This is a genomic window from Zobellella taiwanensis, assembly GCF_003012795.1.
GTDB classification, from domain to species: Bacteria; Pseudomonadota; Gammaproteobacteria; order Enterobacterales; family Aeromonadaceae; genus Oceanimonas; species Oceanimonas taiwanensis.
Map to the genome: position 1 here is coordinate 36,558 of NZ_PXYH01000008.1, position 11,895 is coordinate 48,452.

The following is an 11,895-nucleotide window of genomic DNA, read 5'->3' on the forward strand; positions in this document are numbered from 1 at the left end:
GAATTAACCTCCAAATACGGCGCCAACGGGCACGTTCAGTTCCAGTACCAGGCTCAGCAGTACATAGCCCACACCGCCCAGGGCGGCGGAGTAGAGCAGCGCCCGTTGCCAGCCCGCCCCGAACAGGCGGGCAAAAACACTGCCGACCAGCAAGGTGGAAAGCACAAAGCCAAGCGGCTCAAAGCTCCAGGCGTAGGCCAGCAGCAACAGTACCACCAGCCCGTGGCGCAGCAGCATGTCGCGGCCATAGGCCTGCTTTATGGTATCCGGCCGAATCACCAGCCAGAGGGCGGTGGCAAACAACAACACCGCCAGGATCAGCGGTATGGCCTTGGGGCCAACGGGTTCATATTGAAACGGCACGTCCAGCTGCCAGGCGGCGGCCCCCAGGGCCACCGCCAGCACCATCAGCGCCAGCGAAAAACAACGATCCGCCATGCCGACACCTTTTACTTGAGCAGTCCCATTTCACGGGACAGGTTCTGGAATTTCTCGATTTCGGCCCGGATATAGGCATCGAACTCGGCGCCGGAAACGGACAGCGGGAACAGGCCCTGATTGTCGCGCACCTGGGCGAACTCACCGGACTGGTACAGCTCGTTGAACTGCTGCACCCAGTACTGATAGGCCTCGTCGGAGGCTTCCGGGGCCATGTAGAAACCGCGCATGATGGGCCATTCCATGTCAAACCCCTGCTCCTTGGCGGTGGGAATATCGCCGAAGTCACCTTCCAGCCGTTCCGGCGCCAGCACCGCCAGCACCTTGACGATGCCCGCATCCAGTTGCCCCTTGATTTCGGAGGCATCGCCCGGGAACACCTGAATATGGTTGCCCAGCACGGCGGCCATGGCGTCGCCGCCCCCTTCGTAGGCCACATAGCGCATGGTACGCGGATCCAGACCCAGGCTGCGATACAGGAAAGCGGCCTTCATCCAGTCCTGGCTGCCCACGGTGCCGCCGGCACCGAACACCACCTTGCCCGGATTGCTCTTGATCTCGGCGGCCAGCTCTTCCAGGTTCTGCCAGGGCGCATCGGCCTTGACGATAATGGCCCCGTAGTCGGCACCGATGGCGCCCACCCAACGGGCGTCGTCCACATCCAGGCCGGTGCCGAACTTGCCCAGCGCCAGGTTGAGGGAGGAGCCGGAACTGAAGGCCACCACGGCGTTGTCATCGCTGCGGCGGTTGCTGTTCATATGGGTATAGGCCACGGCACCCACGCCGCCCGGCATAAAGGTGACCCGCATGGGCTCGTTCAGCAGGCCGGACTTGTCCAGGCTGGAGGTCAGGATACGACAGGTCAGGTCAAAACCGCCACCCGGTTTGGCGGGGGCGATACATTCCGGCTTTTTGGGGGTAAACTCGGCCTGGGCTGGGCCCGCGGCCATCATCAGCAGGCCGCTGCCCAGCACAGCGTGAACCAGAGGGCGTAGTTTCATCTTGTTATCTCCTTGGCGACAATTCCGTGACTTGCCTTGTTTCAGATAAAAACAAGCCGTTAACATGCGCCATGCTATCGCCCCAAGCTGTCACCAAGCTGTCATGGAGCATCAAAGGGAGTCAGAGTGCGTATTCTTGTGATCGAGGACACAGTGGTGCTGGGGGAAGCCATCGCCGACCGGCTGCAGAAGCTGGGCCATGGCACCGATCTTATCGGCAACGGCCGCCAGGCCGCCGACTGGCTGCGCCACCAGCAGGTCGACCTGATCATCCTGGATCTCAACCTGCCCGGCCTCGGCGGCGAGGCCCTGCTGGCCGAACTGCGCCAGCGCAAAAGCACCACGCCGGTGCTGATCCTCACCGCCCGGGACGGGATTGACGATCGCATCAAGCTGCTGGATCTGGGGGCCGACGACTACCTGACCAAGCCGTTCGACTTCGGCGAGCTGGAGGCCCGGGTCCGCGCCCTGCTGCGCCGCCGCCAGGGGTATGCCACCGATGTCAGCCGCCACGGCAACCTGGTGTTCGACCGGGCCGCCAGGACGGCCAGCATAGATGGCCGCCCCTGCCCCCTGGTCAACCGGGAGTTCCGCCTGCTGGAGATCTTCCTCTCCGGCCTGGAGCGGGTGATGAGCAAGGAAGAGCTGACCGAGAAGCTGTTCAACGCCGACGAAACCCCCTCCGCCAACGCCATCGAGCTTTATGTGGCCCGCCTGCGCAAAAAGTTGGCCGGCAGCTCGGTGCAGATCCAGACCCTGCGCGGCCTCGGCTATGTGGCCCGAGTCGCACCGCCATGAGCCGGTCCGAGGTGCGGCATCCGGCCCTGCGCCGGCGCCTGCTGCTGCTGAGCGGCGCCGTGCTGGCCGGCCTGGCGCTGCTGGCCCTGGCACTGATGATGTCCTATAGCCGCAAGACCGCCGATCGCAGTTACGACCTGATGCTGGGCAGCGCCGTACTGCAGATGGCGGACGCGGTCCGCCACGGCGGCGAGGGCTTCAGCGTGGACATTCCCGTGTCCGCCTTCGCCACCCTGGCCCAGGCCACCGAAGACCGGGTGTTCTACCGCATCAGCGTCAACGGCGACTTCCTCACCGGCTACCGGGATCTGCCCTCGCCGCCCGGCCGCTCTCCTTCGTACCGGCCCCTGACCCTTGCACAGCCGGATTTCTACGATGCCCACTATTCCGGTGAGCAGGTCAGGGTTGCCCGCCTGATCCGGCTCAACACCGAACGGCTGCCGCCGGATGAAATCACCATAGAACTGGCCCAGACCCGCCTGGCCCGCGAACAGCTGAGGGCGCAGATGCTGCACCCGGCCCAGGAACTGATTTTGCTGGTGGTGGGCTGCGCCCTGTTGCTGCTGTGGCTGGGCATTTATTACGCCTTTCGCCCGTTCAAGATGCTCGCCCTAGCGCTGGCGAAGCGGCCGCCCCGGGATCTGACGCCCCTGTCGCTACCGGTGCCGAAGGAAACCCTGCCCCTGCTCGACACCATCAACCATTTCATCGCCCGCCAGCACGAAATACTGGCGCGCATGGAATCCTATACCTCGGTCGCCGCCCACCAATTGCGCACCCCGCTCGCCAGCCTGCGCGCCCTGAGCGAAAACGCCCGGGACGAGGCAGACGAGAACAAACGCCGCCGGCTGCTGGCGAAGCTTATCGGGCAATGCGATCAATTGTCGCTCACCGTGCGCCACCTGTTGAACCAGTCCCTGCTCGATCACCGCTTTCACAGCCGGGAACTGGGGCCGGTCGAGCTGAACGCCCTGGCCAGGGAAGTCTGCCTGGGGCTGGCCGTTCCGGCCCTGCAGCACGGGGTGGAGCTGGCCTTTGAGCCGGCCGACGCGCCCCAGTGGATAGCGGGGGACGAGTTTGCCCTGACCCAGATGCTGAAGAACCTGATCGAAAACGCCGTGGCCCACAGCCCGCCGCAGGCACAGGTGGAAATCCGGGTGGAGCATATCCCCGCCATCCATATCCTGGACCGGGGGCCGGGCCTGCCGGAGGCGGAAAAGGCACGGGTATTCGAACGCTTCTACCGGGGCGCGGCCAGCCGCTACGCCGGCAGCGGCCTGGGCATGGCCATTGCCCGGGACGTGGCCGAGCGCCACGGGGCCCGCATCCTGCTGCATGACAATACACCGCGCGGACTGGATGTGGAGATCCGCTTCCCCCCGCCGGCGGGAGATCGTCGTACATGAATAAAATAGGCCGTTTCCTGCTGCCGCTGCTGTTTCCCGTTGTCACCTCGGCGGCGGAGGAATTCCTGCTGCCGGCGCCGGCCGCCGAGCAGGAAGAGCTGGTGCTCTACAGCGCGACCGACTACGAACACCTGGCGCCCCTGCTCGTCGCCTTCCAGCAGACGGATCCGGGCGTATCCATCCGTGTTGTCGATCTTAACTCCCGGGAGCTGTACGAACGCTTCCTGGAGGAAGGCCAGGATTCCCCCGCCGACCTGCTGCTCAGCTCGGCCATGGATTTGCAGTTGAAACTGGTCAACGACGGCCACGCCCTCCCTCGCCGTTCCGAGCAATCCCTGGCCCTGCCGACCCAGGCCCACTGGCGCCATGAGCTGTTCGCCTTCACCTTCGAGCCGGTGCTGATGGTGTTCAACCGGGACGGACTCGCCGGACGGGAGCCCCCGCGCAGCCGCCAGGAGCTGCTGGCGCTGCTGCGCCGGGAGCCGCAACGGTGGACTCGCCGCATCGTTACCTACGATATCGGCGCCAGCGGGGTCGGCTACCTGCTGGCCAGCCAGGACAGCCAGCAGGGGGAAACCTACGGCCGGTTGCTGGAGGCCTTCGGCAGCCTGGAGGTGCAACTGGACGACAACAGCAACGACATGCTCGCGGCCCTGGCCCGGGGCGAGGCGGACATCGGCTATAACCTGCTCGGTTCCTACGTGGAGGCGGCGGTCGCCGCCCATCCCGGGCTGGTGGCGGTCGCCCCGGAGGATTACACCCTGATGCTGATGCGACTGGCGCTGATCTCCCGTTACTCCCCGCGCCCGGAGCTTGCCGGCAGGCTGCTTGACTACATGCTGTCTCCCCCGGGGCAGGCCGCCCTGGGCCAGGCCGGCCTGCAACCCCTGCTGGATCAGACTCGGCTGGCGATACAGCCCCAGGGGCCCATTACCCTGATCCCCCTGACTCCGGCCCTGCTCCCGCCGCTGGACCGGCTCGACCGGCGCAGCTTTGTCGAAGCCTGGCGGGGCTCCATGCTGCCGGCGTCCGCTGCACCCTGACCTGCAACGCTGCCTCGCCATGGTGCAGGCCGCTCCGGCAAGCTCCACATATCACATTGATATAAAAGAAAATATGATAATGGCACAAGCCTTGCTTTGTGGTGTTCAACATCATTGACCATCAGCGGGGCCATCATGACAGCCTGTATCCATACCACCTGCCCCTATTGCGGCGTTGGCTGCGGCGTTAAGGTCGACAGCCAGGGCGTTCCCGGCGGTGATGCCGGCCATCCCGCCAACCTCGGCGCGCTGTGCGTGAAAGGCATGGCGCTGGGCGAAAGCCAGAGCCTGCCCAACCGCCTGCTCTACCCGCGGGTGAACGGCGAACAGGTGGACTGGCCCGGGGCCATCGACCATATCGCCCGCCGCTTCGGCGAGCTTGTCGAACGCCACGGCCCCGGCGCCATCGCCTTCTACGGCTCGGGCCAGATGCTGACCGAAGACTACTATGTGGCCAACAAGCTGATGAAGGGCTTTATCGGCTCGGCCAATATCGACACCAACTCCCGGCTGTGCATGTCCTCCGCCGTGGCCGCCCACCAGCATGCCTTCGGCGAGGACGCGGTGCCGGCCAGCTACGAGGACATCGACCAGGCCGAGCTGGTGGTGATCGTCGGCGCCAACACCGCCTGGACCCATCCGGTGCTGTTCCGCCGACTGGAAGCCGCCAAGGCCGCCAACCCGCACCAGCAGTGGGTGGTGATCGATCCCCGCGCCACCGCCACCGCCCAGCAGGCGGATTTGCACCTGGCCATCACCCCGGGCTCGGATCTGGTACTGTTCAACGGCCTGGCACGCCACATCCTCGACAGCAACCGCCTGGATCGCCACTTCGTGGAACGCCACGTCGCCGGTTTCGACGAGCTGCAGCGCCAGCTGTCGGCGCCCGAATACCGCCCCGAGACGGTGGCCGAGGCCACCGGCCTGTCCATCGCCCGGCTCGAGCGTTTCTACCAGCTGTTCCTCGACCACCCCAAGACCCTGACCCTGTTCTGCATGGGCATCAACCAGTCGCTGCAGGGCACCCTCAACGCCGGCGCCATCATCAACTGCCACCTGCTCACCGGCCGCATCGGCAAGCCGGGCGCCGCCCCCTTCTCGCTCACCGGCCAGCCCAATGCCATGGGCGGACGCGAGGTGGGCGGCCTGGCCAACCAGCTGGCAGCCCATATGGACTTCGCCCCGGCCAACCGGGACAAGGTGGCCCGTTTCTGGAACACCGACCGCCTGGCCCAGGCTCCCGGCCACAAGGCCATGGACATGATAGCGGCGATAGAACGCGGCGAGATCAAGGCTCTGTGGGTGATGGGCACCAACCCGGCGGTATCGCTGCCGGACAGCGACCGGGCCCGCCGCGCCCTGGCCAGCTGTGAGCTACTGATCGTTTCCGACATCAGCCCCAACACCGACACCGCCAAACTGGCCCAGGTGCTGCTGCCCGCCGCCGGCTGGGGCGAGAAGGACGGTACCGTCACCAACTCGGCGCGCATCATCTCCCGCCAGCGCCCCTTCAAACCGGCCCCCGGCGCCGCCCGGCCGGACTGGTGGGCCCTGTGCCAGGTGGCCCGGGCAATGGGCTTCGAGCAGGCCTTTGCCTTCGAGTCGGCCGCCGATATCTTCCGCGAGCACGCCGCCCTCACCGGGTTCGAAAACGGCGGCGAGCGGTTGTTCGACATCTCCGCGCTCAGCACCCTGAGCAACGCCGAATTCGACGCCATGACCCCGCGCAGCTGGCCCCTGTCCGGCAAGGAGGGCGGCCCGGCCCGGCTGTTCGCCGATGGCCGTTTCTCCACCCCCGACGGCAAGGCCCGGCTGCGCTCGGCCCAGCCGTCCGCCGCCGGGCCGGCCGGGCTGCTGCTCAATACCGGCCGGCTGCGGGATCAGTGGCACACCATGAGCCGCACCGGCCACGTGGCCCGGCTGATGGCGGCGGCCACCGAGCCCCAGGCCCAGCTCCACCCGGATACCCTGGCCGCGCTCGGCCTGGAGCGGGCCGAGCTTATCAAACTGCACAACGAACAGGGCCGCACCCTGGTCCGACCGGTGGCCGACCCGGGCATGGCGCCTGGCCAGGTGTTCGTGCCCATGCACTGGAGCGAGGAATTCAGCGCCGGCGGCCGCATCAACGATCTGGTCGAGGCCCGGGGATGCGCCCTGTCCGGCCAGCCCGCCTTCAAGCAAAACCGGGTGCAGGCGACCCCCGTCGAACTCCAGTGGCAGGCCAGCTGGATAGCCACCGAGGCGCCGGCCCGGCTGCCCGCATGGTGGAGCCGCCGCCCCCTGGCCCAGGGCGAGTGCTGGAGCCTGGCCGACCTCGATACCTCCGCCGCCGAGGCCCGGGCCGCCCTGACCGCCGAAGGCAGCTGGCTGGACTGGCCCCTGCCCCAGGGCCGGCTGCTGGTCAACCTGGAGCAGGGCAAGATCGCCGGCCTGCTGCTGCTGGGACTGTCACCCTGGCATATCAACCCGGAGCCGCTGGCGACCCTGCTCGGCACCGCCCTGCAGCCCAGCCTGCTGCTCGGCCAGCTGAGCCAGGCCCTGGCCGGCAACAGCCGGCTGGTGTGCAGCTGCTGGAGCCTGAGCGAGGAGCAGCTCCGCCGTGCCATAGCACAATACGAGATCACCGAGCTGCCTCGGTTGCAGCAGTTGCTCAAGTGCGGCACCCGCTGCGGCTCCTGCGTGCCGGAGCTGAAACAGCTGATCGCTGTGTGCCAACCCCGGCTACAGGGAGAAAAAATCTAGCCGGACAAGCGTCTCCGGCTCTCCCTTCGTTTCCGTTATCTCGGGTCCGCCCCGAGCCGTTTCCTCCAACCTCTGCCATTTGGCCGGATCCCCTGTTCCCAGGGGAGTTTTTTTCTTTTCCGTCAATAAAAATAGCGACGGATGCTTGCGACGGCCTCAACACACCCCTAAAGTGGTAGATATAATCGCTCAAGCCATGCCTTCTGCATCATCCTGGTGAAAACCCTGCCCGCAAACAGGCAGCCCCCGCACAGCTACCTTTAAATATCCTTTATATTCAACAACTTAATTTTTGGCACATATCTTGATAATCCCTGTGTAGCGACCGGTCTTCCGGCCACGGATCCAACATCACAGGGAGTACCCATCATGAACTTATGGCAAAGCATCGCGGCGGCCTGCATCCTCGCCTTCGGCCTGGCCGCCCCGCTGGCGGCCCAGGACGACCTGGGCCAGGCGGAAAAGGACGAACTCACCCTGGGCTTTATCAAGCTCACCGACATGGCCCCCCTGGCCATCGCCTATGAAAAGGGCTTCTTCGAGGACGAGGGTCTCTACGTCACCCTCGAGGCCCAGGCCAACTGGAAGGTACTGCTGGACAGGGTCATCTCCGGCGAGCTGGACGGCGCCCACATGCTGGCCGGCCAGCCCATCGGCGCCGCCCTTGGCATCGGCACCCGGGCCGACATCATCACCGCCTTCAGTATGGACCTGAACGGAAATGCCATTACCGTCGCCAACACCGTCTGGCAGGCGATGAAACCCCACCTCGCGCTGGACGCCGCCGGCAAGCCGGTACACCCCATCTCCGCCGGCGCGCTCAAGCCGGTGCTGGAGCAATACCGCCAGGCCGGCAGGCGCCTGAACATGGGCATGGTATTCCCGGTATCCAGCCATAACTACGAGTTGCGCTACTGGCTCGCCGCCGGCGGCATCCACCCCGGCTACTACGCCCCCCACAAGGGCGACAACAGCGGCCAGCTACAGGCCGAGGTGCTGCTGTCGGTGACTCCGCCGCCACAGATGCCGGCTACCCTGGAGGCCGGCACCATCGCCGGCTACAGCGTGGGCGAACCCTGGAACCAGCAGGCGGTGCAAAAACAGATAGGGGTGCCGGTGATCACCAACCACGATATCTGGCCCTACAACCCGGAAAAGGTATTCGGCGTCAACCAGACCTGGGCCGAGCAGCACCCCAACACCCATCTGCGGCTGGTGAAGGCGCTGCTGCGCGCCGCCCACTGGCTGGACGAGGGCGGCCACGCCAACCGGGAAGAAGCGGTGGAGATCTTGTCTCAGCCCTACTACGTGGGCGCCGACAAAAATGTGATCGCCGCCAGCATGACCGGCTCCTTCGAGTACGAGCCCGGCGACGTGCGCCCGGCCCCCGACTTCAACGTCTTCTTTCGCCATGATGCCACCTACCCCTGGTACAGCGACGCGGTCTGGTTCCTGACCCAGATGCGCCGCTGGGGGCAGATTGCCGAGGCCCAGAGCGACGCCTGGTACCTGGAGCAGGCCAAGCGCGTCTATCGTCCGGACATCTACACCCAGGCCGCCAAGGCGCTGATCGCCGAGGGCAAACTCGGTGCCGACGACTTCCCCGGCCTGGATGAACGGGATGGCTTTCGCCCGGTGGCCAGCAACTTCATCGACGGCGCCACCTTCGACGGCCGCCGGCCCAACGATTACATCGACCAGTTCGCCATCGGCCTGACCGGCGATGCCCGGCTCTAAGCGAGGAAACATAATGAACATGAAAGTGAGCGCATCGACCCCTTGGTCCCGGCTGGCATCGCCACTGTGCTGGTCGAAGAGCCTGATACCTGTGCTCGGCCTCGGCACCTTCCTGCTGCTGTGGCATCTGCTGGCGGCCCAGGTAAACACCTCCCTCGGCACCCTGCCGGGGCCGGTACAGACCGGTCAGCAACTGGCCAACCTGGTACAGGAGCACAGCAGGGAACGAGACCGTGAGCGGGCCTTCTACCAGCGCCAGGTTGCCCGTAACCAGGCCCTGCTGGCGCAGCACCCCGATGCCGAGGTGCGCATCCGCGCCTTCAACGGCCGGCCCACCTTTTTCGACCAGATCCTGACCAGCCTGAAAACGGTGGCCGCCGGCTTCCTGCTGGCCAGCGCCATCGCCATCCCGGCGGGCATTGCCCTGGGTCTGAACCGCAATCTGTACCGGGCGCTGAACCCTGTAGTGCAACTGCTCAAACCGGTCTCGCCCCTGGCCTGGCTGCCATTGGTGACCATAGTGGTGAGCGCGCTCTACGTCAGCCCGGAGCCGCTGGTGTCCAAGTCGTTTCTGATCTCGTTGTTCACCGTCACCCTGTGCAGCCTGTGGCCGACCCTGCTCAACACCGCCGTGGGCGTGGCCAACATGGACAAGGATCTGAACAACGTCAGCAAGATGCTGCGCCTGGGCGGCCTGACCCATGTGCGCAGGATAGTGCTGCCGAGCGCCCTTCCGATGATCTTCACCGGCCTGCGCCTCTCCCTGGGAGTGGCCTGGATGGTGCTGATTGCCGCCGAAATGCTGGCCCAAAACCCCGGTCTCGGCAAATTCGTGTGGGATGAATTCCAGAACGGCAGCCGCGATTCGATGGCGCGGATCATGGTGGCGGTGGTCGCGATTGGCCTTATCGGCTATCTGCTCGACCGCCTGATGCTGGGTCTGCAACAACATCTGTCCTGGGACAAGAGCGGCGACCGCCGCTGAGGAGCACTCAATGAGCAAACCCTATCTGGAACTGAGCGGCGTCGACATGCGCTTTCGCACCGACAAGGGCGAATTCGAGGCGCTGAAAAACATCAACCTGCGGCTGAAAAAGGGAGAATTTGTCTCGCTTATCGGCCACTCCGGCTGCGGCAAGAGCACCGTGCTCAACCTGGTGGCCGGGCTGCATGCCCCCAGTTCGGGCGGCGTCATCCTCGACGGCCGGGAAGTGAACGGCCCCGGTCCCGAACGGGCCCTGGTGTTTCAAAATCATGCCCTGCTGCCCTGGCTGACGGTGGAGCAAAATATCGCCCTGGCGGTGGACAACACCTTCCCCCACCAGGGCCGGGCCGAGCGCAGGGAGCGGGTGAAACATTTCCTGGCCCTGGTGCACATGAGCCACGCCGCCCACAAGCTGCCTGGCGAGATCTCTGGCGGCATGAAGCAACGGGTCGGCATCGCCCGGGCGCTGTCGGTGGATCCCAAGGTGCTGCTGCTGGACGAACCCTTCGGCGCCCTCGACGCCCTCACCCGGGCCCACCTGCAGGACTCGCTGATGGACATCCAGGCCGAACTCGGCAACACCGTCATCATGATCACCCACGACGTGGACGAGGCGGTCCTGCTGTCGGACCGTATCGTGATGATGACCAACGGACCGGCCGCCACCATAGGGGAAATCCTGGCCATTCCCCTGGCCCGGCCCCGTAACCGGGTGGCACTGAGCGACGACGCCCGTTACCACCAGCTGCGCCGGCGGGTACTGAGCTTCCTGTATGAAGGCCATGACAACGTCAGCACCCTGGCCAGGACCAGGGTTGCCTGAATCCATCACTATGGGGCCCAGCCGGCCCCGGGAGGAAACCATGACATCCCGTCCCCTCGTTACCCTGGTCGGCGCCGGCCCCGGCGATCCCGAACTGCTCACCCTCAGGGCCCTGCGCGCCATCGAGCAGGCCGAAGTGGTGGTGTACGACAGCCTGGTCAGCCCCGACATACTGGCGCTGATCCCGGCCGGCGTGAAACGCATCGAAATGGGCAAGCGCTGCGGCAAGGCCAGCGCTCGCCAGGAAGACATCTGTGCCGTGCTGGTGCGCCTGGCCAGGATCGGCAAGCGGGTGGTCCGGCTGAAAGGCGGCGACCCCTTCATCTTCGGCCGCGGCGGCGAAGAGGCGCTCTACCTCCGCCAGCACGGCATCCCCTTCGGTGTGGTGCCGGGCATCACCGCCGCCCTGGGCTGCGCCGCCTCCGGCCTGATCCCCCTCACCTACCGGGGACTGTCCCGCGCCGTCACCCTGGTCACCGGCCACCTGCAGCAGGGCGGTGAATTCCGGGGCTGGTCCGCCCTGGCCCAGGCCGGCCAGACCCTGGTGTTCTACATGGGGCTGGAGCAGGCCGCCGTGATCCAGCCTCGGCTGCTGGTCGAAGGCTGTCCGGCGTCACTGCCGGTGGCGCTGATCGAATCCGGCACCACCGCCGCTCAGCGGATCACCACCACCGAACTGGGCCGGCTGACCGCCACCGCCGCCACCCTGAAGCCGAGCGGCCCGGTGCTGATGATCATCGGGGAAGTAGTGGCCCTGCGCGCCGAGCTGAGCGCCACCCTGGACTCCCTCGCCGTCGCCTGAATCGACTCCCGTCGCGCCACAGGGCGACGGGAGCCGTTGTTCCTCCCGTAATCCGCCCTACCGCCGGACCTACCGGAACTACCACTAAATGGGTAAATCACTGATCCCTAATGATTTTTT

The 11,895-nt window shown here is 65.9% G+C and carries 10 protein-coding genes; 8 read left to right on the forward strand and 2 right to left on the reverse strand.

Going from position 1 to position 11,895, the window contains the following annotated elements; genetic code table 11:
• Positions 1–3: 3 nt before the first annotated feature.
• Together C7I36_RS07410 and C7I36_RS07415 are read right to left on the reverse strand one after the other, a co-directional pair.
• The gene (locus tag C7I36_RS07410) at positions 4–438 is read right to left on the reverse strand and encodes a tripartite tricarboxylate transporter TctB family protein (RefSeq protein WP_106453088.1); all 435 of its coding nucleotides are present in this window, start codon (positions 436–438) and stop codon (positions 4–6) included.
• Between the two features lie 11 nt (positions 439–449).
• Positions 450–1,439 (reverse strand): Bug family tripartite tricarboxylate transporter substrate binding protein, encoded by a 990-nt coding sequence (locus C7I36_RS07415; protein WP_106453089.1) that lies wholly within the window; start codon positions 1,437–1,439, stop codon positions 450–452.
• Positions 1,440–1,565: 126 nt separating this feature from the next.
• On the opposite strand from C7I36_RS07415, the gene C7I36_RS07420 reads away from it, so the two are divergent.
• The 8 genes from C7I36_RS07420 (at position 1,566) to cobA (ending at position 11,775) form a co-directional block, all read left to right on the forward strand.
• On the forward strand, positions 1,566–2,237 hold the full coding sequence (locus C7I36_RS07420; RefSeq protein ID WP_106453090.1) for a response regulator transcription factor: 672 nt from the start codon (positions 1,566–1,568) through the stop codon (positions 2,235–2,237).
• The gene (locus C7I36_RS07425) at positions 2,234–3,643 is read left to right on the forward strand and encodes a sensor histidine kinase (RefSeq protein WP_106453091.1); all 1,410 of its coding nucleotides are present in this window, start codon (positions 2,234–2,236) and stop codon (positions 3,641–3,643) included. The genes C7I36_RS07420 and C7I36_RS07425 overlap by 4 nt, the downstream gene beginning before the upstream one ends.
• A complete protein-coding gene (locus C7I36_RS07430) occupies positions 3,640–4,686 on the forward strand; it encodes an ABC transporter substrate-binding protein (protein WP_106453092.1) in 1,047 nt (348 codons plus the stop codon). Before C7I36_RS07425 ends, C7I36_RS07430 begins: the two co-directional genes overlap by 4 nt.
• Positions 4,687–4,821: 135 nt before the next feature.
• Entirely contained in the window at positions 4,822–7,428 is a 2,607-nt protein-coding gene (locus C7I36_RS07435; RefSeq protein WP_245880064.1) for a nitrate reductase, read from the forward strand.
• 369 nt (positions 7,429–7,797) lie between these two features.
• Positions 7,798–9,165, forward strand: coding sequence for a CmpA/NrtA family ABC transporter substrate-binding protein (locus C7I36_RS07440; protein ID WP_106453093.1), 1,368 nt, complete (start codon positions 7,798–7,800; stop codon positions 9,163–9,165).
• A 13-nt stretch (positions 9,166–9,178) separates the two neighbouring features.
• The gene (locus C7I36_RS07445; RefSeq protein WP_245880065.1) at positions 9,179–10,150 is read left to right on the forward strand and encodes an ABC transporter permease; all 972 of its coding nucleotides are present in this window, start codon (positions 9,179–9,181) and stop codon (positions 10,148–10,150) included.
• A gap of 10 nt (positions 10,151–10,160) precedes the next feature.
• The gene (locus tag C7I36_RS07450; RefSeq protein ID WP_106453094.1) at positions 10,161–10,973 is read left to right on the forward strand and encodes an ABC transporter ATP-binding protein; all 813 of its coding nucleotides are present in this window, start codon (positions 10,161–10,163) and stop codon (positions 10,971–10,973) included.
• Positions 10,974–11,013: 40 nt separating this feature from the next.
• The gene (gene cobA, locus C7I36_RS07455; RefSeq protein WP_106453186.1) at positions 11,014–11,775 is read left to right on the forward strand and encodes a uroporphyrinogen-III C-methyltransferase; all 762 of its coding nucleotides are present in this window, start codon (positions 11,014–11,016) and stop codon (positions 11,773–11,775) included.
• The last annotated feature ends 120 nt before the right edge of the window (positions 11,776–11,895 follow it).

Coding starts and splice junctions, on each gene's coding strand:
- cobA (WP_106453186.1), top strand. CDS start 11,014: ATGACATCCCGTCCCCTCGTTACCCTGGTCGGCGCCGGCCCCGGCGAT.
- C7I36_RS07415 (WP_106453089.1), bottom strand. CDS start 1,439: ATGAAACTACGCCCTCTGGTTCACGCTGTGCTGGGCAGCGGCCTGCTG.
- C7I36_RS07410 (WP_106453088.1), bottom strand. CDS start 438: ATGGCGGATCGTTGTTTTTCGCTGGCGCTGATGGTGCTGGCGGTGGCC.
- C7I36_RS07440 (WP_106453093.1), top strand. CDS start 7,798: ATGAACTTATGGCAAAGCATCGCGGCGGCCTGCATCCTCGCCTTCGGC.
- C7I36_RS07435 (WP_245880064.1), top strand. CDS start 4,822: ATGACAGCCTGTATCCATACCACCTGCCCCTATTGCGGCGTTGGCTGC.
- C7I36_RS07430 (WP_106453092.1), top strand. CDS start 3,640: ATGAATAAAATAGGCCGTTTCCTGCTGCCGCTGCTGTTTCCCGTTGTC.
- C7I36_RS07450 (WP_106453094.1), top strand. CDS start 10,161: ATGAGCAAACCCTATCTGGAACTGAGCGGCGTCGACATGCGCTTTCGC.
- C7I36_RS07425 (WP_106453091.1), top strand. CDS start 2,234: ATGAGCCGGTCCGAGGTGCGGCATCCGGCCCTGCGCCGGCGCCTGCTG.
- C7I36_RS07445 (WP_245880065.1), top strand. CDS start 9,179: ATGAACATGAAAGTGAGCGCATCGACCCCTTGGTCCCGGCTGGCATCG.